Genomic DNA, 23,646 nt, shown 5'->3' on the forward strand with positions numbered 1-23,646 from the left:
GTTCTGCATAAGTAAAAACTTATGCTTCGCGAACAAGAAACCACCAGAGTGGTGAATGAAATTCGCAAGTCATTGTTACGCATGACCTTTCGGCAACTGCAGGTGTTTCGCTCGGTGTGCGACCAGCGCTCCTACAGCCGCGCCGCCGAGGAAATGGCCCTGACCCAGCCGGCGGTGAGCCTGCAGATCCGCCAGCTCGAGGAGCTGCTCGGCCAGCCGCTGTTCGACTACGTGGGCAAGAAGCTCTACCTGACCGAGGCCGCCGAAGCGCTGCAGGTGGCCAGCGAGGATATCTTCGGGCGCCTGGAGAGCCTCGACATGCAGCTCGCCGACCTCAAGGGCGCGCTGCAGGGGCAGTTGAGCCTGGCCATCGAATCCAGCGCCAAGTACTTCGTTCCCCACCTGTTCGCCGCCTTCCGCCGCGAACACCCGGAAGTCAGCCTGCAACTCACGGTGGTCAACCACACCCAGGCGGTCAGGCGGCTGAGCGCCAACCGCGACGACCTGTTGATCATGTCCCAGGTGCCATCGGACATGGCCCTGGAATTTCTGCCCTTTCTGAACAACCCGATCATCGCCGTGGCGCCCCCGGACCACCCACTTAGCCGGGCCGAGACCCTGCAATTGCAGGACCTGTGCGACTGGCCGCTGCTGGTGCGCGAGCCGGGCTCGGGTACGCGGCGCGCCTGCGAGGAGTACTGCCACCAGAAGCGCGCGCACTTCGCGCAGATCCAGGAAGTCGGCTCCATGGAGGGCCAGCGCGAGGGCGTGCTGGCCGGCCTGGGCCTGGCGCTGATCCCGCGCCACGCGGTGCGCCGCGAGCTGCAACTGGGCCTGCTGCGCGAGCTGCCGGTGGCCGAGCTGCCGCTGCTGCGCAGCTGGTGCGTGATGCACCCGCGCGGCAAATACCTGTCGCCCGTGGCCCAGGCGTTCTTCAACTTCGTGCGCGACCAGCGCAAGCAGATCGGTGCGCTGGCCGAGCAGTTCAGTGGCGTGGGCAATTCGCTGTAGGGCTTTCGTATATGATGGCCAGAGCTATTGTTTGGCAGGTGCCAATTGCCCTTATCCCCTGAAAATGCGCCCAATCTGGGTATCGTGCCGTCCACGTCGGAGGTGATCACCCGGCACCTGCGCGACGCCATCGTCGCCGGGCGTTTCGCCGAGGACGAGCCGATCCGCCAGGACGAGATCGCCCGGCTGTTCAACGTCAGCAAGATTCCCGTGCGCGAGGCGCTCAAGCGCCTGGAAGCCGAGGGCCTGGTGGTGTTCCAGCGCAACCGCGGGGCGATGGTCACGCGTATCGCCGAGGCCGAGCTGGCGCAGATGTTCGAGGTGCGCATCCTGCTCGAGGACAAGGCGCTGCGCCTGGCGATCCCCAATATGACCGACGTGACCTTCGCCGAAGCCGAGCGCATCTGCACGGCGTTCATCGGCGAGCACGACGTCGGCCGCTGGGCTGCACTCAACTGGGCGCTGCACGCCTGCCTTTACGAGCCGGCGCAGCGGCCCTATCTGGTCAACCTGATCCGCTCGATCCACGACAAGCTGGAGCGCTACCTGCGCCTGCAGATGAGCCTGTCCGAGGGCAAGGATCGCGCCGATCTCGAACACCGCGAGATCATCGCCGCCTGCCAGGCCGGGAACGTGGAACGCGCCGCGGCGCTACTGGAGCAGCACATTACCGGCGTGTGCCGGAGCTTGTTCGAGCATTTGCCTGGGCGGCGGTGAGTCGGCAGCCCGTAAGGCAGAGCCATATTTTGTGGGAGCGGGCCATGCCCGCGAAAGAATCGCGGGCATGGCCTGGGCGTCCCCGCCCGCTCCCACAGGATCATTCGCTAAATCCGATTCGACGCCTCCAGCGCCTTGAGCAAGCGCGCGTCGTGCCCGTAGATGTCCGGGCGGAACTGCACCGTCCCGTCAGCGCCGACCTGGGCCGTCCAGTAGGCCATCAGGATCGGCACCGGCTGCGGCAGGTCGGCGCGCAGGGTGCGGCCGCTGTCCCACTGCTTGGTAATCCGCGCCCGCTCGCCGGGCGAGGCGCTGGCGAGCAGTTGGTCGACCAGCTCGGTGACCCGCTCGACCCGCACGCAACCCGAGCTGAACAAGCGCGGCAGGTTGTCGAACAGGCGCTGGCTCGGGGTGTCGTGCAGGTACACCGAGAACGGGTTGGGGAAGCGGATCGCCACCTTGCCCAGCGGGCTGTGGGCGCCTGCCGACTGACGCACCATCACCCGCCCGGGGCGCTCCCAGTCGACGCCCCGCGGGTCCACCGGATTGCCTTCGTAGTCGATCACCTGCATATGGTTGGCGGCCAGGTAGCCGGCGGCGTCACGGCGCAGCTCGGGCAGCTTGTCCTCCTTCAGGATGGTCGGCGGAATGGTCCAGGTCGGGTTGAGCGTCAGGTGGGTGATGCGCGAGCGCAGCAGCGGCGTCGGCCGGGCCGGGCGACCGACCTGGGTGCGCGCCTGCCAGGTGACGGCGTGGTCACGCAGGAACATCACCTCGGCACCCGCCACGTCGATCAGCACGCTGGTTGGCTCGATCTCGTGGGACAGCCAGCGCAGGCGCTCCAGGTTGATGCGGATCTGGTCCATGCGCTCGCTGGCCGACCGGTTCAGCTCGGCCAGGGTCCCGGGGCCGACCACGCCGTCGGGCTTGAGCAGGTGGTTGCGCTGGAAGGCCTTGACCGCCTCCACCAACGCCGTGGAATACACCGAGGTTTCCTCGACGACCAGCGCCGGCGCGCCCTGGGACAGATCACCATGCAGTTGCAGGCGCTGCTCCAGCAAGGGCACCCGGCCATCCACGGCGCCAGGCTTGAGCAGCGTACCGCCGGGAATCGCCAGCCACTGCGGCAGCTCCTGGCGGCGTAGTTCGGCGTAGCGCTGGCGCAATTGCTGGTAGGGACCGAAGTCCGGCCGCGCCTGGGCAAAGGCCTGCGCCGGATCACCCAGCCCCGCCTGGGCGACGGCCAGCAGCGGCGCCTGGCTCTGCTGGACGGCCATGCTCTCGGGCTCCCACAGCGGCTCGACCTTGGCCTGCTCCAGGCGCCCGTAGGCCAGGTCCCGCAGGGCCTGCAGATACGCCGTGGTGGCGAGCACCTCGACACAGGCCGCGAGGCGTGGCGACGGGTCGCCGACCGCCGCCAGCTCGCGCAGCGGCTCCAGGTGATAGGCACGGGGCTCCAGGCCATCGTCGGCCAATGCCTCCAGCTGGATGAACAACAGGGGCAGATTGTCCCTGTTCCACACCGGCTGGGCGCCACGTAGCAGGTAGAACGGCTCCAGCCACTCGCGATCCTTGGCGGACAGCTGGAGCATGGGCGTCACACAGCTCAGCCCAGGCTCGGCAAGCTGCTCCTGAAGCGGGCTGGGCGGCGGCGCATCGGCCAGCGCCAGGGGTGCCGTCAGGGCCAGGGCCCAGGCAGCGGTTACAGAGGGAGAAAACAAGGCGCCGCTCCAATTTACGACAGAGTGAATGACAGCCCGTCGGAACGGCCCACGGGACAAGGGAACTCGGCTGCTAGAATCGCGGGCTTTGTTGTGCCCGCATCGCCTGGCGAAGGCGCGTCCCCTCGATGGCCGAAGCGTCCATCGAGGGCTGAAGCTCTGAGACTTGAAATGATGACCACGATTCAGCGAATTTGCTTAGCCTTTCTTTGCCTGGCGTTGCCCGTTCCATCGGTGATCGCCGCTACCCTGGCGCCGGATCCCCTGCTCGAGGGGCTGTCGGCTCAGGCCCCGGCGCTCGACCGTAAGGTCCTCAATCACGCCCTCGATGCGATGCGCTGCGCCATCAACAATGGTGCCGTGCCGGCCCAGCGTCTGGCCGTGATCGACTTCTCCAAACCCTCCAGCGACCGCCGCCTGTGGATCTTCGACCTGTCTAGCAAGCGCGTGCTGCTCCACGACTTGGTCGCCCACGGCCAGCAGTCCGGCGACAACTTCGCCACGCGTTTCTCCAACCGCGAAGGCAGCCATCAGTCCAGCATCGGCCTGTTCCGCACCAGCGAAAGCTACACCGGCAAACACGGCTACTCGCTGCGCATGGATGGCCTGGAGCCCGGCTTCAACGACCTGGCCCGTCAACGCGCCATCGTCATCCACCCCGCCGACTACGTGAACCCCGCCTGGATCAAGACCCAGGGCCGCATCGGCCGCAGCCAGGGCTGCCCGGCGGTACGCCCGGAAGTGGCGCGCATGGTGGTAGACAGCCTCAAGGGTGGGCAATTCATGTTTTCGTATTACCCGGACAAGCGTTGGCTAAAGGGCTCGGCGTTCATCAACTGCAAGCCGGCCCTGGTCGCCGGGATCGTCAGCGCCAAAGAGGGCTGAAATTCGATAGCGCGACCGAATTGGTGGGCTAGAGCCCACCTTACGGGGCGCAATAGATGTTTCCACCCAAGCGTGACGAAAGGCCTGGATCACTATGCCGATTTCGTCATCGCACCCGCGCAAATCCTTCAAGCCGGATGGCCCGCCTCGCGTCACCCTGTAGCCATTCAATCGGCATACAGGCGCAGCGCCCATGAAACGCATCGAAGTGATCGACTCCCACACCGGCGGCGAGCCGACGCGGCTGGTGATAAACGGCTTTCCTGACCTGGGCTCCGGCAGCATGGCCGAGCGCAAACAGCTGCTGGCCAGCGAGCATGATCACTGGCGCGCCGCGGCGGTGCTCGAGCCGCGGGGCAGCGACGTGCTGGTCGGCGCCCTGCTCTGCGAGCCGGTGGACCCTGCCGCCTGTGCCGGGGTGATCTTCTTCAACAACACCGGCTACCTCGGCATGTGCGGCCACGGCACCATCGGCCTGGTGGTGTCGCTGGCCCATATGGGCCGCATCGGGCCCGGTGTGCACCGGATCGAAACGCCGGTGGGCACCGTGGAGGCGACCCTGCATGGGGACCGCTCGGTGAGCGTGCGCAACGTGCCGTCCTACCGCTATCGCCAGGCCGTCGAGCTGCAGGTGCCGGGCTACGGCCTGGTGCGCGGCGATATCGCCTGGGGCGGCAATTGGTTCTTCCTGATCGCCGACCACGGCCAACGCATCGCCGGCGACAACGTCGAAGCGCTGACCGCCTACACCCACGCGGTGCAGAAAGCGCTGCAAGACCAGGGCATTGGCGGTGAAGACGGCGGCCTGATCGACCATATCGAGCTGTTTGCCGAAAATGAACAGCCGGAAGGCTCGCAGCCAAGCGTCGCGAGCGAAGAGGAGGCAAGGCGGGAGCTGGCGAAAAAGCGCAGTTTACTGGCCGTAAATGAGCATTTTTCGCCAGTTCCCAACGCCGCATCATCGAGCGCAGCAGCTTCGCTGCGAGCCCACAGCAGGAATTTCGTGCTGTGTCCGGGCAAGGCTTACGACCGTTCTCCGTGTGGCACCGGCACCAGTGCCAAGCTGGCCTGCCTGGCCGCCGATGGCAAGCTGCAGCCCGGCGAAATCTGGCGCCAGGCCAGCGTGATCGGCAGCCTGTTCGAAGGCTCGTACCAGTGGCTGGGCGACAAGGTGATTCCGACCATCCGCGGTCGCGCCCATATCAGCGCCGAGGCCACCCTGCTGCTCGAACAGGACGACCCGTTCGCCTGGGGCATCCGCCCGTGACGCCGACGCGGGTCGCCGATGTGATCGTCATCGGCGCCGGCATCATCGGCGCCGCCTGCGCCCGCGAACTGGCCTGCCGCGGCCAGCAGGTGCTGGTGATCGACGCCGGCCTGCACGGCGCCACCGCCGCCGGCATGGGCCACCTGCTGGTGCTCGACGACAACCAGGCCGAACTGGACATCAGCCGCTACTCGGTGCGCCGCTGGCGCGAGCTGGGCCCGCAACTGCCCGACGACTGCGCGTATCGCAACAACGGCACGCTGTGGCTGGCCGCCAACGAAGAAGAACTGGCGAGCGCGCAAGCCAAGTGCATCAACCTGCGCGGTGAAGGTATCCGCTGCGAGATGGTGCCCGGCCACGCGCTGCAGGCGCTGGAGCCGATCCTGCGCGAAGGCCTGCATGGCGCCCTGCGCCTGCCGGACGACGGCATTCTCTACGCGCCGAATACCGCGCGCTGGCTGCTCGACGAGCCGCGCATACGCCAGCGCCGCGCACGGGTGGTCGAGCTGGCCGGCAACCGCGTGCGCCTGGAAGACGGCCACTGGCTGGGCGCCGATGCCGTGCTGCTGGCCAACGGCATCCAGGCCGTGGAGCTATGCCCGGCGCTGCCCATCACGGCGAAGAAAGGCCACCTGCTGATCACCGACCGCTACCCGCACCCGGTCACCCACACCATTACCGAGCTGAGCTACCTGACCAGTGTGCACAACAGCAGTGGCGCCTCGGTGGCCTGCAATATCCAGCCTCGGCCGACCGGCCAGCTGTTCATCGGCACCTCACGGCAGTTCGACAACCAGGACCCCGAGGTGGATGGCTGGCTGCTGGCGCGCATGCTCAAGCACGCCGCGAGCTACGCGCCGGGGCTGGCACGACTCAATGGCATCCGCGCCTGGGCGGGCTTTCGCGCCGCCACGCCCGACGGCATGCCGCTGATCGGCGAGCACCCGGCGCAGCCTGGCCTGTGGCTGGCGGTCGGCCACGAAGGGCTGGGTGTTACCGCTGCGCCGGGTACTGCCGATCTGCTCGCCGCCCTGCTGTTCAACGAGGCCACGCCGATACCCGCGGCCGCCTATTCACCGCTGCGTTACCTCGGAGCACCCGCCCATGCCTGACCTGCATCTCGACGGCCGACCGCTCAGGGTGGCGCCCGGTACCACGGTGGCCGCCGCCCTGGCGCTGGGCGGCGATGGCAGTGCGCGCACCTCGGTGAGCGGCGGGCGGCGGGCGCCGCTGTGCGGCATGGGCGTGTGCCAGGAATGCCGGGTGACCATCGACGGCCTGCGTCGCCTGGCCTGCCAGACCCTGTGCCGCGACGGCATGCAAGTGGAGACCCGGCCATGAACCGCAGCACCGAGGTGCTGATCATCGGTGCGGGCCCGGCCGGCCTGTCCGCCGCCCTGGCCGCGGCCAGGGATGGCGCCCGGGTGGTGCTGATCGACGACAACCCACTGCCCGGCGGGCAGATCTGGCGTCAGGGCGCTGGGGCCAGGGTGCCCGCCCAGGCGCACCGGCTGCGCGACGCTGTGGATAACCACGCCACCATCGAGCGCCATGCCGCCACGCGCGTGGTGGCCAGAGCCGGCAGCGCCGCCTTGCTGGTCGAGGATGCCGGGCGCGGCTGGGTGATCGGCTACCAGCGGTTGATCCTGTGCACCGGCGCGCGGGAGTTGTTACTGCCCTTTCCCGGCTGGACGCTGCCCGGTGTTACCGGCGCCGGCGGCTTGCAGGCGCTGATCAAGGGCGGGTTGCCGGTGGCAGGCGAGCGCACCGTGATCGCCGGTAGCGGCCCGCTGCTGCTGGCCAGCGCAAGCAGCGCAAAACAGGCTGGCGGCCGCGTGCTGCGCATTGCCGAGCAGGCGCCCGCCGCTGCCGTCGCTGCCTTCGCCCTGCAACTGCCGCGCTGGCCGCACAAATGGCTGCAGTCCTTCGGCCTGTTCGATCGCGGCTATCGCCCCGGCACGCGAGTCATCGCTGCGCTGGGCACGGAGCGCCTGGAAGGCGTGCGCCTGCAGCGTGGCAGCCAGGTCGAGGAGTTGGCATGCGAGCGGCTGGCCTGCGGCTTCGGCCTGATCGCCAACACCGAGCTGGGACAGGCCCTTGGCTGTGCACTGGGTAACAACGCCATTGCCGTGGATACCTGGCAGGCGACCAGCGTGGCGGGCATCCATGCAGCCGGCGAATGCACCGGCTTCGGTGGCAGCGAGCTGGCGCTGGTCGAGGGGCGCATCGCCGGGCATGTCGCGGCCGGCAACCGCGAGGCCGCGCGGCGGCTGTGGCCGGCCCGCGCCCGCTGGCAGCGTTTTGCCGCTGCGTTGCTGCGCTACTTCGCCCTCGATCCGGCCATCAAGCGCCTGGCCGAACCGAACACCCTGCTCTGTCGCTGCGAAGACGTGCCCTATGGTGCCGTGCACACGCATGGCAGCTGGCGCGAGGCGAAACTGGCAACCCGCTGCGGCATGGGCGCCTGCCAGGGCCGGGTATGCGGTGCCGCTGCCCAACATCTGTTCGGCTGGCAGCCAACGGCGCCCCGGCCGCCCTACAGCCCGGCACGCATCGACACCCTCATCAGGCTGGAAGAAGCGTCCCAGAGCGGCTGAGATGGGAATGAATCCTGTTTTCTCCCCTTCCGCCCGGGCAGCACACATCAAACGGTAACAAAACGGGTAGTGCGGTAACGCTTTTGTGCTCCGAAGCCCATTCTGAAAAACGCAGAAAACACTAAGTGATTGATAAATATAGATATTCTAAAACTGGCACAGGTTATGCTCTATGTCTCGCACAACAAAAATAACAAGACACATCTGATAACAAGAACAAGACAACGGCTCTAGCATAAGAAAGACAAGAACGCAGAGACGCAGCTAACTGATTTCTTTGGAGAGGACCGCCCTCGGGCTTGTACCGCAACCGGGTCGAGAACAATAAAACTGCTTTGCAAGGCAGCGACAGACGGGTTGGATCTCAGGATCACGGCAACATCAGCGTCCAAACAAATCCGTTCGCTCTTGGCCTCCTTTGGAGGCCTCGGCTAAAACAAGAACAACAGGCCGGTAGCACTAATAAGAACGATGATTCGAACAAGATTTGGGGGAGCTTCGGCTCCCCCTTCTGCTATCTGGCGTTCAGCCTTTCTTCCCGTTGCCCTTCATCCCATTTCGCCTCGAATCATCCACAGGATGCTGCTCTCCGGCACCCGGCTGGCGGTGACGCGCAGCTGCTGGTCAACCTGCATCGCAGCGCGTGCCTGGCAATCGCTGATCTGACGCGATCCTGCAGAAGCCGCGACCTTGCGGCAAATGGCCCGCGCCGAGGTTTTGCCGGGTAACCACCGTCGCTTCGCCCGGGATCAGGGCTCCCGCCGGGTGTGGATAACCCGATTGCCTGTGCTTAGGGGCAGAGCACCCGACCTTACCCGCCCATGAAGCGCCGACATGAAAAAGGCCGCATCCCGTCAGGGATGCGGCCTCTGTTAACACGCCGGCGAACTTACGGCAGCGCGTAGGCGATCACGTAGTCGCCGCGGTCCGGCGACTGGCGGGCGCCGCCGGCGGTCACCACGATGAACTGCTTGCCGGTCCTGGGTGAGACATAGGTCATCGGCGTGCCCTGGCTGCCCACCGGCAGGCGCTGTTTCCAGACTTCCTTGCCGGTGCCGCTATCGAAGGCGCGCAGGTAGTAATCCTGGGTGCCGGCGAAGAACACCAGGCCCGACTGGGTGGCCAGGGAGCCGCCCAGGGTCGGCATGCCGACCGGCATGGGCAGGCGCATCTTGATGCCCAGCGGACCGGTGTCCTCGACGGTGCCGACCGGTACCTGCCAGGCGATCTTGCGGGTCTTCATGTCGATGGCGGTCAGGGTGCCGAACGGCGGCGCCTGGCAGGGAATACCGGCCAGCGACAGGAAGCGGTTCTTGTTGACTGCATAGGGCGTGCCCTTGAGCGGTACCGCGCCCATACCGGTGTTCACCGCCTCGCCGCCGGACGAGGCCGGGCCACGGTTCTCTGCCGGGATCATCTGCACCCAAAGGCCCAGGCGCATGTCGTTGACGAAGATGTAGTCATTGACCGGGTCGGTGGACAGGCTGCCCCAGTTCATTCCGCCCAGGGAGCCGGGGAAGCTCAGCGACACGTCGGTACCCGGCGCGGTGTACAGGCCCTCGTAACGCATCTGCTTGAAGCTGATGCGGCAGAGCATCAGGTCGAAGGGCGTGGCGCCCCACATGTCCGATTCGGTCAGGGTCTGCGCGCCGATCTGCGGCATGCCCACCGACAGCGGCTGCTCCAGCGCGTACTGCTCGCCCTTGATGTCCGCCGCCTTGACGGGCACGTTGCGCACCTCGGTCAGCGGCTGGCCAGTGGCGCGGTCGAGCACGTAGATCTGCCCGGCCTTGGTGCCGATCACCACGGCCGGCACCTTGCTGCCGTCGGCCTGGGGGAAGTCGATCAGGCTGGGCTGCATCGGCAGGTCGAAGTCCCAGAGGTCGTTGTGCACGGTCTGGTAGACCCACTTCTCCGCGCCGGTGGTGGCGTCCAGCGCGAGGATGGACGCGCCGTACCTGTGGTTCAGCTCGGTACGCTCGGCGCCATAGAGGTCGGTCGAGGAACTGCCCATGGGCAGGAATACGGTGTTCATCGCCGGATCGTAGGACATCGGCGCCCAGGCGTTCGGCGTGCTGCGCACGTAGCTCTGGCCGTCGGCCGGTGCCTGGCGATCCTCGGGATTGCCAGGGTCGAATGCCCAGCGCATGGCGCCGGTCACCACGTCGAAACCGCGGATCACGCCGCCCGGCATGTCGGTCTGCACGTTGTCGGCCACGCGGCCACCCACCACCACGGTGGTACCGGCCAGCAGCGGTGGCGAGGTGAGCTGGTAATGCGGATCCGGCGCAGCGCCCAGGCCGGCCTTGAGGTCGACCTGGCCGTTGTCGCCAAAGCCTTCGCACAGCGCGCCGGTGTCGGCATCCACTGCGATCAGGCGGGCATCGATGGTATTGGTCAGCAGACGACGGCGGCAGTTGGCACCCTCCGCGATAGCCACGCTCGGCACCGCGGCGGCACCGGCAGCGCTGGGCTGCTGCAGCGGCGCGTCGGCATCGAAGTAGGCCAGGCCACGGCAACGCTGCCACACCGAGGACTGGGCGTTGATATCGTTGCGCCACAACTCGCGACCACTGTCGGCATCCAGGGCGATGAGGTTGTTGTGCGGGGTGCAGATGAACACCTTGTCGCCGACCTGCAGCGGGGTCAGCTGGTCCTCGGCACCATTGCCGTTGCTCTCGGCCACGTCACCGGTATGGTAGGTCCAGGCGACCTGCAGATCCTTCACGTTGGCTCGGGTGATCTGGTCGAGCGCGGCGAAACGGCTGCCACCCGCGGTATTGCCGTAGTGCTCCCAGTTCTTCTGCGCCTGGTCCGGGTCGACCGGCTGCACGGCCGGGCCGTCACCACTGGCCGCCACGCTGGGATGAGGCACGAAGGTCGCACCGAACCCGGCGACCAGCGCCACCGCCAGCACGGCTGCCAGGGCATAGGCGCCACGGCCGCCGTGATCGCCGGCGGCCTTTTTCAGCGTCGGGTAGATCAGCGCGACGACCAGGGCGATCACCCCAAAGGTGAACAGGCGCGAGAACAACGGCCAGAACACCAGGCCGACATCCACCAGCGCCCACACGACAGTGGCGAGCATGGCCAGCGCGACCACCCAGGCGCCTATCGGTTTGCGCACGGCGATCAGCGCACCGCCGGCTGCCAGGGCCACGCCCATGAATAGAAAGTACGGGCTGCCACCCAGGCTGGCCAGATACCCGCCGCCGCCAAGCAGGACGACGCCGACCAGCGCGATCAAAACGCCGATGATCAGCAACAGCGCCCGTGTGCCGCCTGCGGCACCCTTACCCTTCTCCATCGTTGAATCCCATTTCACAAAAGCACGAAGACACAACATCGGCGCGGTTATCAGACGATAGCCGACGATGCTGACGGTAATATTTTGTATGGTTTTTAGTGTGCACCGAAAAGAGCCACATGGCACGCAAAAATTAACCAAACGGTACATTTTTCCATGCCGGTAGGACGCGCTAGGCTCAGCGCCTTCCGGTCAATCCGCAGACGCCATGCAAAGCCCGCTGCCCACCGCCCTTCACGACGATTTGCCCGCATTGCTGGGTAGCCTGCGGCAGATCGAACCGCTGCTCGATGTGATGCCCGACCTGGTGTTCTTCATCAAGGACACCGCGACCCGCTATGCGCTGGTCAACCAGACCCTGGTGCAACGCCTGGGCGCCAGGAGCAAGCAAGGCCTGCTGGGCCGGACCGCCGAACAGGTGTTTCCGGCGAGCTTCGGCCCCTCCTACACGGCGCAGGACCGGCGGGTGCTGGAGGATGGCAGCCAGCTCGACGACCAGTTGGAACTGCACCTCTATTACGGCAACCAGCCGGTCTGGTGCCTGACCCACAAGCTGGCCCTGCGCAACCCGGCAGGCGCGATCATCGGCCTGGCCGGTATCTCCCGCGACGTGCAGCTGCCGCAGTCTAGCCACCCGGCATACCCGAAACTGGCGGCGGTGGACGCCCATATCCGCGAACACTTCGCCCGGCCGATCAGCCTGGCCGAGCTCACTGCATTGGCGGGGCTTTCGGTGGCGCAGCTGGAGCGGCACTGCAAGCGCATCTTCCAGCTTACCCCGCGGCAGATGATCCACAAGGCGCGCCTGGGCGAGGCCAGCCGCCTGCTGCTGCAGGACCTGCCGATCACCGAGATCGCCCTGCGCTGCGGGTACACGGATCACAGCGCGTTCAGCCGCCAGTTCCGCGCGCTCACCGGGCTGACACCAAGCCAGTTTCGCCTTTCCCACCCACGCTAGCGCACCACCTGGGCGCAACACCGTGGCAACCGCTCCCTTGCGTAACAGGCTCACGGCAGCCAGCCGCACCGGTCGAGATGACAAAGGCTCAAGCACCTGGCTTGCAGCGGACCACGCGGGCCGGCACGGGCATTGCTTCATAAATCGTATACGAAATACTCACCATTGCCCCATCAGCCGTCCATTCCTGGAGCCAAGCATGAGCAGAGCAGTCAACTGGAGCGGTGTTTTCCCCGCCGTTACCACCCAATTCAACGACGATTTCTCCCTCAACCTGGAAGAAACCCACAAGGTCATCTCCAACGTGATTCGCGATGGCGTATCGGGCTTGGTGGTATGTGGCTCGGTGGGCGAGAACACCTCGCTCAGCGCCGAGGAAAAGATCGCCGTTACCGAGGTCGCGGTGGACGCCGCCAAAGGCCGCGTGCCGGTGATCTGCGGGGTCGCCGAATTCACCAGCGTCAGCGCCGCGAAGACCGCCAACCTGGTGCGCCAGGCCGGCGTCGACGGGGTGATGCTGATGCCCGCCCTGGTCTACGGCGCCAAGCCCCATGAGACCGCCGAGCACTTTCGCTACGTGGCCCGGCATGCCGACGTGCCGCTGATGGTTTACAACAATCCGCCCATCTACAAGAACGACGTGACGCCGGACATCCTCATCTCCCTGGCCGACTGCGACAACGTGGTGTGCTTCAAGGACAGCTCCGGCGATACCCGTCGCTTCATCGACGTGCGCAACGAGGTCGGCGACCGCTTCGTGCTGTTCGCCGGCCTCGACGACGTGGTGCTGGAAAGCCTGGCCGTCGGTGCCGAAGGCTGGGTGTCGGGGATGAGCAACGTGTTCCCCAGGGAAGGCGAAACCATCTTTCGCCTGTGCAAGGCCGGCCGCTTCGCCGAAGCCATGCCGATCTACGAGTGGCTGATGCCGATCCTGCACCTCGATGCACGGGCCGATCTGGTGCAGTGCATCAAGCTCTGCGAGGCCATCGCCGGCCGTGGCCGCGAACTCACCCGCCCACCGCGCCTGCCGCTGCGCGGCGAGGATCGCGCCCATGTCGAAGCCATCATGGCCAAGGCACTGGCCAACCGGCCGCCGTTGCCGGACGTAGGCCTGTAAAGGCGGCAAACGCGGTTGCCGGCATTGCCGGTAACCGGATCCTGGGCAGATGCGAGTGCACCGCTAGGCGAACGTCGAGTGCGCATCCGTTGCGCATCGAGGGTCAAGTTGCGCGCCACACTTGCGCAACTGATCAGACATCGTACAATCAAAGCCTTTCGCACGTGTTCATACGTCCTCAACAGGAGCTAACAATGCCCGCTACCATCGGCCACAACATCATCGGCGGCGCGTTCAGCGCAGCCGGCTCCGTCGTTCACAAGAGTCATGACGCTACCACCGGTGAAGCCCTGCCCTACGACTTCATCCAGGCCACACCTGAAGAAGTCGACGGCGCCGCCAAGGCAGCCGCTGCTGCCTACCCGACTTACCGCAGCCTGTCGGCCGAGAAGCGCGCCGCGTTCCTCGACGCCATCGCCGACGAGCTGGACGCCCTGGGTGACGAATTCGTCGCCACCGTAACCCGCGAGACCGCCCTGCCGACCGCCCGTATCCAGGGCGAGCGCGGCCGTACCAGCGGCCAGATGCGCCTGTTCGCCAAGGTGCTGCGCCGCGGTGACTTCTACGGCGCGCGTATCGATCGCGCCCTGCCGGATCGCCAGCCGCTGCCGCGCCCGGATCTGCGCCAGTACCGCATCGGCCTGGGCCCGGTCGCCGTGTTCGGCGCCAGCAACTTCCCCCTGGCCTTCTCCACCGCCGGTGGTGACACCGCCGCCGCCCTGGCCGCCGGTTGCCCGGTGGTGTTCAAGGCCCACAGCGGCCACATGACCACCGCCGCCCACGTGGGTGAAGCCATTCTGCGCGCCGCCGAGAAAACCGGCATGCCCAAAGGCGTGTTCAACATGATCTACGGCTCGGGCGTTGGCGAGGCGCTGGTCAAGCACCCGGCCATCCAGGCGGTCGGCTTCACCGGCTCGCTGAAAGGCGGTCGCGCCCTCTGCGACATGGCCGCGGCACGCCCGCAGCCGATCCCGGTGTTCGCCGAGATGAGCAGCATCAACCCGGTCATCCTGCTGCCCGAAGCCGCCAAGGCCCGTGGCGAGAAGATCGCCGGCGAGCTGGCCGGTTCCGTGGTGATGGGCTGTGGCCAGTTCTGCACCAATCCGGGCCTGGTGATCGGTATCCGTTCGCCGGAATTCAGCGCCTTCCTGGAAAGCTTCACCGCCAAGATGGCCGAGCAGCAGCCGCAGACCATGCTCAACGCCGGCACCCTGAAGAGCTACGTGAAAGGCCTGGAAGCGCTGAATGCGCATTCCGGCATCACCCACCTGACCGGCGCCAAGCAGGAAGGCAACCAGGCGCGCCCGCAGCTGTTCAAGGCTGACGTCAGCCTGCTGCTGAACGGCGACGAACTGCTGCAGGAAGAAGTCTTCGGCCCGACCACCATCGTCGTCGAAGTGGCCGACAAGGCCGAGCTGCTGAAAGCCATCGACGGCCTGCACGGTCAACTGACCGCGACCCTGCTCACCGAGCCGGGCGACCTGGCCGGCAGCGAAGAGTTGTTCGCGCTGCTCGAGCAGAAAGTCGGCCGCGTGCTGTTCAACGGCTACCCGACCGGCGTGGAAGTCTGCGACTCCATGGTCCACGGCGGCCCGTACCCGGCGACCTCCGATGCTCGCGGCACCTCCGTCGGCACCCTGGCCATCGACCGCTTCCTGCGCCCGGTGTGCTACCAGAACTGCCCGGACGCCCTGCTGCCGGACGCCTTGAAGAACGCCAACCCGCTGCAGATCGCCCGCCTGGTCGATGGCGCCAGCAGCCGCGACGCGCTGTAAGCTTCACGGCAATGCAAAAGAGCCGACTTTAGGGTCGGCTTTTTTGTGGGTGATGTCCCGGGTGTCGCTGCGCTCGACCCGAACTCCGGCAGAGGAATTGCGCCGTTCTTTTGTGGGAGCGGGCCATGCCCGCGATGCGCGGGCATGGCCCGCTCCCACAAGATGGCGGTGCCAGCTCGTAGGGTGGATAACGCGAAGCTTATCCACCAGCGATCACGCCGCGAGATCGGTGATTCGGCAGCCCTAAAGCGCTTACGCACAAACCCTGTCGCTCACGACTACTCCCAGGTCGCACTCGAATCCCGCCGTGCCCGGCGAGCCACGTAGGTTATCCACAGATGGACGCCAAGGTCCGAGCCAGGCGCGTCCGCACGTTGGAGTAATCGCGCGGAGGCCGCCATGAGCGTCACGACTTATCCACAGCCGGCCAAGCCGGTCGATCTCGGCACCTTGCGCAAGGTGATCGCCGCCTCGGCCATCGGCAACTTCGTCGAATGGTTCGACTTCGCGGTCTATGGCTTTCTCGCCGTGACCATCGCCTCGCTGTTCTTCCCGCCGGGCAACCCGACCCTGGCGCTGCTGCAGACCTTTGCGGTGTTCGCCGTGTCCTTCGCCCTGCGCCCCCTGGGCGGCATCGTGTTCGGCATTCTTGGCGACCGTATCGGCCGCAAACGCGTGCTGTCGATCACCGTACTGCTGATGGCCGGCGCCACCACCCTGATCGGCCTGCTGCCCACCTACGCCAGCATCGGCCTGGTCGCGCCGCTGCTGCTGGCCCTGGCGCGCTGCCTGCAGGGCTTCTCAGCGGGCGGCGAATACGCCGGCGCCTGCGCCTTCGTGATGGAGCATGCGCCCACCGAGCAGAAGGCCCGCTACGGCAGCTTCGTGCCGGTCTCCACCTTCGCCGCCTTCGCCTGCGCGGCCGGGCTGGTGTTCGGCATGGGCATCTGGCTGGACGAGGCGCAGATGCAAGCCTGGGGCTGGCGCGTGCCGTTCCTGATCGCCGCGCCCCTGGGCCTGGTCGGCCTGTACATGCGCCTGCGCCTGGACGAGTCGCCGGCCTTCCAGGCCCTGGCGGCGCAACCTCATCCCGAGCATTCGCCGCTGCGCGAAACCCTGCGCGAGCACGGCGCCACCGTGCTGTGCCTGTCGGCGTTCATCTCCGCCACGGCGCTGTCGTTCTACATGTTCACCACCTACCTGACCACCTACATGCAGGTGGTCGGTGGCGCGGCGCGGCCGACGGCACTGCTCGCCAGCCTGATGGCGCTGTTCTTCGCCGCGTTGCTGTGCCCATTCGTGGGCCGCTACTCGGATCGCGTCGGCCGTCGACGTACCATCCTCACCGCCGGTATCGCGCTGATCGTCGCGGTGTACCCTGCCTTCACCCTGGCCGCCTCCGGCGCCCTGTGGGCATCGGCCATTGGCGCCATGCTGCTGGCCGTCGGCGCGGTAATCTGCGGTGTGGTCACTGCGGTGCTGCTTTCCGAACAATTTCCCACCCGGGTGCGCTACACCGCCTCGGCCTTCACCTACAACCTGGCCTATACGGTGTTCGGTGGCACTGCGCCGCTGGTAGCCACCTGGCTGATCGAGGCGACCGGCAACCGCATGTCGCCGGCCTTCTACCTGATCGCCATCGCCCTGCTTGCCCTGGCCGGCGGCCTGGCGCTGCCGGAGTCGTCGAAGCGTTCGCTGGATGAGCCGATGACGTAACGGCCACGCTATGATGCAAGCCACTCAATCTCGGTGGGCCTGCCATGCGACTCGAACTCGATCCCCAAGCCGACGACAGCCTGCTCGGCCAGTGCTACCGGGCTCACGGCCCGCCAGGCTGAACTGCTCAGGGCGTACGACGAGGCGCCAGCCGGCCATCAGCACCTGTTTACCCTGGAAGATCTCGGCCAGGCGCTCTACACCTCGATGCACGCCAGCCACTACCACGACCTCGACAGCGGCGACTGGCTGGAGTCCGCCGGTATCGAGCCGGGCTGGCTGGAAGACGGCTATCCGCGGGAAGACCTGACCGTGGCGCAACGTCTGCATATTCGCCGCCTGGGCTTTCTGCGCCTGCTTCCGCAAACCTCGTTCGACAGCATCTTCGCCAAGGATCTGCGCCTGAACGAAGAGAGCCTGTCAGAACTGCAGGCCGCCAATAAGGATCTGGCCTCGCAACTCGACAGCGAATGTTACCTGCTGCGTATTCCGGCGCAGCGCGCTTGCGAGTCGCTCTATGGGTTTGCCAACGGCTACTTCTCCTGTGACCTGTCGCCGATGGAAAACTTCCGCCTGGCCGAGCACCTGGAAGATAACTACGGCTACCGGCTGTTCGGCCTTGGCGCCAGCCTGATCGCCTTCCGACGCACGCACGCGCTTGACGCGCAGCAGGGCTCGACCCTGCTCGACCTGCTGGTACGCCTGTATGCCGGCGAGGAAAACATCTCTCAGGTTCGCGAGCTGTTCAAAGACAGCCTCGGCCGCGAATTACTGGTGCTGCGCTATACCGAGTAACTCAAGCTTGGTGTCCGTGCAGATCTGCCAGCGCCCCATCAATCTCGACGAAGTCTGGGCGGGCGCCGACCTCCGGTTGCTGGCAGCGCCGAATCAGCTTGGCCAACTGCGCCCCATGCTCAACCGGCACGTCGCAGCGCTGCAGCAGTTCCTCGAGCAGAATGCCGAACGCCCGCACCTCGATGCGCTGCAGCAACGCCTGTTTTGCCGACGCCGCGGCAGGCAGCAAAGACGCCGCGCCAAAATCACCGAGCAGCGCGTTACCGGCCTCATCGATCAGGATGTTATGGCCATAGAGATCGCCATGGGTGACGCCCCGCTCGTGTAGGTGTCGCAGCGCCGAGGCGATGCCGCAGGCCACCCGCAGCGCCTTCATGAATGGCACGCGCCAGTCGCTCGGATAAACATCGCGGCTGCAGCTTTCCAGGCTCGGCGGCCCGGCGAGGATGCGGAAACGCGGCTCGACCAGGCTCAGCAACAAGCCCTGCTCGCCCTGTGGGTGCTGGACGACGCGGCCGATCGCGCCGATCAGATTGGCATGCTGGCCGACCGTGAGGCACGCGGCCATTTCGCTCTGCGGCGTGCCATCGCTGGTCATCTGCCCCTTGAACAGCTTCAGGGCCACGGCCTGGCGCTGGCCATCGGCCCGCTGCCAGTCGGCGCGGTGGATGATGCCCGACGCGCCCTGGCCCAGTACCTCGCCCAGCTGCAAGTCGGCCCAGCGCACATCGGGCGTGTGGGATTCGGCTGCGCCCGCGCCATCGAAGGGGTTTCCGGCATGGGCCAGCCAGGCCAGGCTGGGCAGTTGCAGCAGGAAATCCGGCAACGCGGGCAGCTGGTTGGCAGCGATGCGCAACAGCTCCAGCTTGCGCAGCCGCGCCAGGCTCGCCGGTAATTCACGCAGGCGATTACCAGCCAGCATCAGCTTCTGCAGCTCGCTGCAGTCGCCCAGCTCGGCGGGCAGGGTTTCCAGGCAGTTGTCGGTCAGGATCAACCAGCGCAGGCGCGACGGCAGCGCCCTGGCGGACAGCTCGCGGATACGGTTGGACTTGAAGCCGACCATGCGCAGCGACGGGCAGCGCCCCACCGACTCGGGCACATGCTCGAAGCGGTTGTTCGAGCAGAACAGCACCTGCAGGCGATGCAACCGGTGCAGATCCTCGGGCAGGTCACTGAGCTGGTTATCGCTCAGGTTAAGCACTTCCAGGCTGTCGGCCAGGGTGAAGATTTCCTCGGGAAACTGCGTGAGCGCCGCGGACAGATCCAGGCGGCAAATGCCCTTGAGCTGGCCGGAACGCAATTGGTCGAGGGTGTGCATCGAGGAAAGGCCCTGTCGCTGAATTAGCGCGCCAGTCTACGTCAACGCCGTGCCGGCCAGGAACGCTCAGAACCGTGATAGCTGGGGCAGCCCTTCGATATGCAGGTAGTCCGCCCCCAGCTCACCCGCCAGTTGCACGGCTCGCCCCAGGCGGATCGGCGCGCATTCGATATCCACCAGGGTGGCGGGACAAGGGCTGATGGACAGCGCCGGCCACTCACGCAGGCGCCCATCGGTAATCACCAGCAGGCGTTGCTGCTCGCCGGGCTTGAGGCGTTGCCGGCGCTGCAGCCAGTCGTGGGCCTGCTGCAGGGCCGGGATCAGCGGGCTGCCGCCGCCGGCACCGAGCTCGCTCAACCACTGCTGCAGAGCACTAGAGGCTTTCTGACCCTGCCAGTGCCACTGCGGCTGGGCGCCATGGGCGTCGAGTACGGCAATTCGCGCGCGCTCCCGGTAAGCACGCTCGAACAGTTCGGCCAGCAAGCCCTTGGCCTTGCTCAGAGCGCCGTGGCGCCGGGTCGAGGCCGAGGCATCGACGACGATCAGCCATAGCTGCGTAGGGGCGGCGCTGCGCGGTCGGCGCTGCAGATCGGCACGACGCCTGGGCTTGCCTTGCAGCAATGTGGCGAGCCAGTCGATAGGGCCGCTATCACCGCGCCGTTTGGCACCGCTGCGCCCGCCTGCCTGCTTGCCCGGTGTCGGTCTGGCATCCGTCCCCGCCCTGGCACGCGGGGGAATGCCTAGGGCTTTTTTGCCCAGCGCGGCGGCTCACGGCGCTCGCCGGTACGTTGCGCCTGCGCCGGCAGCTCGCCCCAATTGCCCTCGCCGGCTGCTGGCTGTTCGCTCGACGCCTGGGTTGGCGGGCTGGCCGGTGGCTGAGCCTGCTGCTGGGGCGGCGTGTGGCGCCGACGATGACGCAGCACGAAATCGGCCACGGCCTCGATATCTTCCTCGCTGATGGCATCGGCGCCGCGCCAGGCCGCATGGGCACGGGCGGCGCGCAGCCAGACCAGATCGGCACGCATACCGTCGACGCCGTCGGCGAAACAGCGTTCGGTGATGGCGTCGAGCGCCCTGTCATCGAGGGGAATACCCGCCACGTGCCGGCGCGCCCGCTCACAACGCTCGACCAGCGCCTGCTGTTGCTCGGCCCACCTGGCGATAAAGGCCTGGGGGTCGGCATCGAAAGCCAGGCGACGGCGGACGATCTCGGCCCGCGCAGCCGGCTGCGGCTGGCCATCCAGGGCCAGGTTGAGGCCGAAGCGGTCGAGCAGTTGCGGGCGCAGCTCGCCCTCTTCGGCGTTCATGGTGCCGATCAGGACGAAGCGCGCGCTATGCCGGTGAGAGATGCCGTCGCGCTCGACATGGTTGACGCCGCTGGCCGCCGCATCGAGCAGCAGGTCGACCAGATGATCGGGCAGCAGGTTGACCTCATCGACGTACAGCACGCCGCCATCGGCCTTGCTCAGCAGCCCCGGCGAGAACTGCGCGCGGCCTTCGCCCAGGGCCGCGTCCAGGTCGAGGGTACCGACGATGCGCTCTTCGCTGGCGCCCAGCGGTAGGGTGACGAACACGCCGCTTTCCAGAAGCGCGGCCAGGCCACGGGCCAGGGTCGACTTGGCCATGCCCCGCGGCCCTTCGATCAGCACGCCGCCAATCGCCGGGTCGACCGCCACCAGGCACAGCGCCAGCTTCAGGGAGTCGGCACCGACCACGGCGGCGAGGGGGAAATGGACGGTGTCGGTCATGGGGCAGTCCGGCTGGGCAAAGGCGCCATTGTAACAGCGGGTGGTCGAAGGACACGCGGCTGATCTGCTATGGTCGGCGGCTTCGTTCGCGCTTTATTCAGGGAGATACAGATGCGCCTGTGCATTTTCTGCGGTTCCAATGCGGGCACCAATCCCGTCTATCTCCAGGCGGCCACCCACCTCGGCCAGACCCTCGCCAAAGCCGGCATCGGCCTGGTGTACGGCGGCGCCTCGGTCGGCCTGATGGGCGCGGTGGCCAACGCGGCGCTCGAAGCCGGCGGCGAAGTGATCGGTGTGATCCCCCGTTCGCTGTGGGAAAAGGAGGTGGCCCATACCGGCCTCGATGACCTGCGCATCGTCGACTCCATGCACCAGCGCAAGGCGCTGATGGCCGAACTGTCGGACGGCTTCATCGCCCTGCCCGGCGGCGTCGGTACGCTGGAAGAGCTTTTCGAGGTGTGGACCTGGGCACAACTGGGCCACCACCAGAAACCTTGCGCACTGCTCAATATCAACGGTTACTACGACCGCCTCGCCGGGTTTCTCGATCATATGGTCGACGAGGCCTTCGTCAAGGCACCGCACCGCGAGATGCTGATCGTCGAGCAGGACATCGAGGCGCTGTTGGCGGCGATCGATAGCTACCAGGCACCCACCGTGGGCAAGTGGATCGGCAGGCAGGAAACCTGATACTCGCTCGATCAGCAGGCTTTATGTGGGAGCGGGTGGGGGCGCCTAGTCCATGCCCGCGATTTCGCGCGCATGGCGCGCTCCCACAAGAACCTTCTCCACCCGAATAACAGCGGCCAAGCGCTTCCAGCACTTGCATTCCCCCCGCTCCCTGGATTACTTTCGAGCCCATTCAACGGAGCCGCACATGTCCACAGCCCTGATCCTGAACGCCACCCGCCTCGATGCAGCCTGCATCGTGATCGCGCGTGCCCAGGCATCCGTGGTCGCTGCAGCCTCGTATTTTTATGGGTATTGGTTTAGCCACAGGCGCGCCTGATACCCCACAGGCGCCCTAGCAACTCAGGGTCGCCACCAGACAGTTTCTCGAAACCCCCGGTCGGCCTCCCGACCGGGGGTTTTGTTTTTTCCGGCACATCGATTGTTCACAGAGGATTTCACCATGACCACATACGCCACCTACCAGACCTATTACCGCTACAGCTGGCGATTTACCGGCGCTCACGCCGCTCAACCACTCAATCGAACATCCCATCGAGCCCGATAGTGCGCCGCGCGCGGTAACGCCCGCGCCGGCCGAGGAAATCACCATGTCCGTAGCCGTCAATTCCCGCTCCACCGCCAAAGCCGCCGACCTGCACCTGGTCGCCCAGCCGTCCCGCCGCCACACCTCGCCGCTGCCCAGCGCCACCCAGTTGCGCGAAGAACTGCCGCTCGCCGCGGCCCTCGCCCGCCAGGTACAGCAACAGCGCCAGTCGATCCGCGCGATTCTCGATGGTCACGACCCGCGTCTGTTGGTAGTGGTCGGCCCCTGCTCCCTGCACGACGATGCCGCCGTACTCGAATACGCCGAGCGCCTGGCCGCCCTCAGCCAGCGGGTGGGTGATCGCCTGCTGCTGGTGATGCGCGCCTACGTCGAGAAGCCGCGCACCACGGTGGGCTGGAAGGGCCTGGTCTACGATCCGGCGCTGGATGGCAGTGGCGACATGGCCGAAGGCCTGCGCCGCTCGCGCAAATTGATGCTCAAGCTGCTGGAGCTGGGCCTGCCGTTGGCCAGCGAGATCCTCCAGCCGCTGGTGGCCGGCTACTTCGACGACCTGCTCGGCTGGGCGGCGATTGGCGCGCGCACCAGTGAATCCCAGGTGCATCGCGAGCTGGTCAGCGGTTTGGAGATGCCGGTGGGCTTCAAGAACGGCACCGACGGCAGCCTCGGCATCGCCTGCGACGCCATGCGCTCGGCGGCCCATACCCACCAGCACTTCGGCATCGATGGCCACGGTCGCCCGGCGCTGGTGCACACCCACGGCAACCCGGACACCCACCTGGTACTGCGCGGCGGTCACGGCGGGCCGAACCACGATGCCGCCAGCGTCGCCACCGCGCGCGCCGAGCTGGAGCGCCAGGGCATCGCGCCGCGCATCATGGTCGACTGCAGCCACGCCAACAGCGGCAAGAACCCGCTGCGCCAGCCCGAGGTGCTGAGCAGCGTGCTCGACCAGCGCATGGCCGGCGACGGCGCCCTGCGAGCGGTGATGATCGAAAGCCATCTATTCGACGGCGCCCAGAGCCTCGGCGGCGAGCTACGCTACGGCGTGTCGATCACCGACGGCTGCCTCGGCTGGGCTGGCACCGAACGCATGCTGGTGGACGCCGCCATCCGCATGCGTCATCTGGTCTGACGCCGTAGCCTGGGTCGAGCGTAGCGATACCGGGGGCACCCCTCCCGGGTGTCGCTGCGCTCGACCTCGGGCTACAAAAGCCGCTGGTACTGCCAATCCTGCGCCGTCCACTGCAAGCGATCGGTAATCGCCAATGCCTCGATAAACGCGGCGTCGTGAGACACCAGAATCAGCGCCCCGCAACCGAAGGGGCTCGTAAAACTCCAAAAGCGCTGGAGGCCGCTTCAAGGCAAAAGCGGCCGGTCGTGCTGCGATTTCAAACCTGCTCATAGTGGTGGGCTGAAGCCCACCCTACGAGGCTGGCACGATCTGTAGGGTGGGCTTTAGCCCACCACTGCAAATGGC

The 23,646-nt window shown here is 66.6% G+C and carries 20 protein-coding genes; 15 read left to right on the plus strand and 5 right to left on the minus strand.

Translation table 11 applies throughout. From position 1 onward, the window contains the following. The first annotated feature begins 60 nt into the window (after positions 1-60). A complete protein-coding gene (locus K8U54_RS09605; RefSeq protein ID WP_283939411.1) occupies positions 61-1,011 on the plus strand; it encodes a LysR family transcriptional regulator in 951 nt (316 codons plus the stop codon). 45 nt (positions 1,012-1,056) lie between these two features. Further along, positions 1,057-1,728 (plus strand): GntR family transcriptional regulator, encoded by a 672-nt coding sequence (locus K8U54_RS09610; RefSeq protein WP_249909913.1) that lies wholly within the window; start codon positions 1,057-1,059, stop codon positions 1,726-1,728. 107 nt (positions 1,729-1,835) lie between these two features. Here K8U54_RS09610 and K8U54_RS09615 read toward each other — a convergent pair whose 3' ends face one another. Continuing rightward, complete coding sequence (locus K8U54_RS09615; RefSeq protein ID WP_249909914.1) at positions 1,836-3,449, minus strand: L,D-transpeptidase family protein; 1,614 nt, start codon at positions 3,447-3,449, stop codon at positions 1,836-1,838. A 171-nt stretch (positions 3,450-3,620) separates the two neighbouring features. Here K8U54_RS09615 and K8U54_RS09620 point away from each other — a divergent pair, with 171 nt between their 5' ends. The 5 genes from K8U54_RS09620 to K8U54_RS09640 all read left to right on the plus strand — a co-directional run bounded on the left by K8U54_RS09620 (position 3,621) and on the right by K8U54_RS09640 (position 8,198). Beyond that, positions 3,621-4,334, plus strand: coding sequence for a murein L,D-transpeptidase catalytic domain family protein (locus tag K8U54_RS09620; RefSeq protein ID WP_249909915.1), 714 nt, complete (start codon positions 3,621-3,623; stop codon positions 4,332-4,334). A gap of 193 nt (positions 4,335-4,527) precedes the next feature. After that, positions 4,528-5,601, plus strand: a complete 1,074-nt coding sequence (locus K8U54_RS09625; protein WP_249909916.1) for a proline racemase family protein — start codon at positions 4,528-4,530, stop codon at positions 5,599-5,601. Next, entirely contained in the window at positions 5,598-6,713 is a 1,116-nt protein-coding gene (locus tag K8U54_RS09630; RefSeq protein WP_249909917.1) for an NAD(P)/FAD-dependent oxidoreductase, read from the plus strand. Before K8U54_RS09625 ends, K8U54_RS09630 begins: the two co-directional genes overlap by 4 nt. Further along, positions 6,706-6,942: a (2Fe-2S)-binding protein gene (locus K8U54_RS09635; protein WP_249909918.1), complete on the plus strand. Its 237-nt coding sequence runs from the start codon at positions 6,706-6,708 to the stop codon at positions 6,940-6,942. The genes K8U54_RS09630 and K8U54_RS09635 overlap by 8 nt, the downstream gene beginning before the upstream one ends. Beyond that, a complete protein-coding gene (locus tag K8U54_RS09640; protein ID WP_249909919.1) occupies positions 6,939-8,198 on the plus strand; it encodes an NAD(P)/FAD-dependent oxidoreductase in 1,260 nt (419 codons plus the stop codon). The genes K8U54_RS09635 and K8U54_RS09640 overlap by 4 nt, the downstream gene beginning before the upstream one ends. Positions 8,199-9,087: 889 nt before the next feature. Here K8U54_RS09640 and K8U54_RS09645 read toward each other — a convergent pair. Further along, positions 9,088-11,505 (minus strand): membrane-bound PQQ-dependent dehydrogenase, glucose/quinate/shikimate family, encoded by a 2,418-nt coding sequence (locus tag K8U54_RS09645; RefSeq protein WP_249909920.1) that lies wholly within the window; start codon positions 11,503-11,505, stop codon positions 9,088-9,090. 208 nt (positions 11,506-11,713) lie between these two features. On the opposite strand from K8U54_RS09645, the gene K8U54_RS09650 reads away from it, so the two are divergent. From K8U54_RS09650 to K8U54_RS09670, 5 genes are all read left to right on the plus strand, one after another. Next, positions 11,714-12,463 (plus strand): AraC family transcriptional regulator, encoded by a 750-nt coding sequence (locus K8U54_RS09650; protein WP_249909921.1) that lies wholly within the window; start codon positions 11,714-11,716, stop codon positions 12,461-12,463. A gap of 199 nt (positions 12,464-12,662) precedes the next feature. After that, positions 12,663-13,580, plus strand: coding sequence for a dihydrodipicolinate synthase family protein (locus K8U54_RS09655; protein WP_249909922.1), 918 nt, complete (start codon positions 12,663-12,665; stop codon positions 13,578-13,580). A gap of 194 nt (positions 13,581-13,774) precedes the next feature. Beyond that, the gene (locus K8U54_RS09660; RefSeq protein WP_249909923.1) at positions 13,775-15,355 is read left to right on the plus strand and encodes an aldehyde dehydrogenase (NADP(+)); all 1,581 of its coding nucleotides are present in this window, start codon (positions 13,775-13,777) and stop codon (positions 15,353-15,355) included. Positions 15,356-15,754: 399 nt separating this feature from the next. Then, positions 15,755-17,071, plus strand: coding sequence for an MFS transporter (locus tag K8U54_RS09665; RefSeq protein WP_249909924.1), 1,317 nt, complete (start codon positions 15,755-15,757; stop codon positions 17,069-17,071). Between the two features lie 33 nt (positions 17,072-17,104). Continuing rightward, complete coding sequence (locus K8U54_RS09670) at positions 17,105-17,866, plus strand: hypothetical protein (protein WP_249909925.1); 762 nt, start codon at positions 17,105-17,107, stop codon at positions 17,864-17,866. 1 nt (position 17,867) lies between these two features. Here K8U54_RS09670 and K8U54_RS09675 read toward each other — a convergent pair whose 3' ends face one another. The 3 genes from K8U54_RS09675 to K8U54_RS09685 form a co-directional block, all read right to left on the minus strand. After that, positions 17,868-19,184 carry a leucine-rich repeat-containing protein kinase family protein gene (locus K8U54_RS09675; protein ID WP_249909926.1) on the minus strand — a complete coding sequence of 439 codons (1,317 nt, stop codon included), beginning with the start codon at positions 19,182-19,184 and terminating at the stop codon, positions 17,868-17,870. Positions 19,185-19,250: 66 nt separating this feature from the next. Beyond that, positions 19,251-19,943: a vWA domain-containing protein gene (locus K8U54_RS09680; RefSeq protein WP_249910426.1), complete on the minus strand. Its 693-nt coding sequence runs from the start codon at positions 19,941-19,943 to the stop codon at positions 19,251-19,253. Beyond that, positions 19,925-20,932, minus strand: coding sequence for an ATP-binding protein (locus tag K8U54_RS09685; RefSeq protein WP_249909927.1), 1,008 nt, complete (start codon positions 20,930-20,932; stop codon positions 19,925-19,927). Before K8U54_RS09685 ends, K8U54_RS09680 begins: the two co-directional genes overlap by 19 nt. Before the next feature lie 111 nt (positions 20,933-21,043). Between K8U54_RS09685 and K8U54_RS09690 the strand changes: the two genes are divergently transcribed. The 3 genes from K8U54_RS09690 to K8U54_RS09695 all read left to right on the plus strand — a co-directional run bounded on the left by K8U54_RS09690 (position 21,044) and on the right by K8U54_RS09695 (position 23,301). Continuing rightward, positions 21,044-21,622, plus strand: coding sequence for a TIGR00730 family Rossman fold protein (locus K8U54_RS09690; protein ID WP_249909928.1), 579 nt, complete (start codon positions 21,044-21,046; stop codon positions 21,620-21,622). Between the two features lie 187 nt (positions 21,623-21,809). Continuing rightward, on the plus strand, positions 21,810-21,941 hold the full coding sequence (locus tag K8U54_RS25190; RefSeq protein ID WP_283939407.1) for a hypothetical protein: 132 nt from the start codon (positions 21,810-21,812) through the stop codon (positions 21,939-21,941). 271 nt (positions 21,942-22,212) lie between these two features. After that, a complete protein-coding gene (locus K8U54_RS09695; protein WP_249909929.1) occupies positions 22,213-23,301 on the plus strand; it encodes a 3-deoxy-7-phosphoheptulonate synthase in 1,089 nt (362 codons plus the stop codon). Positions 23,302-23,646: the final 345 nt, after the last annotated feature.

The sequence above is a fragment of the Pseudomonas fulva genome (genome assembly GCF_023517795.1).
Classification (GTDB): domain Bacteria; phylum Pseudomonadota; class Gammaproteobacteria; order Pseudomonadales; family Pseudomonadaceae; genus Aquipseudomonas; species Aquipseudomonas fulva_D.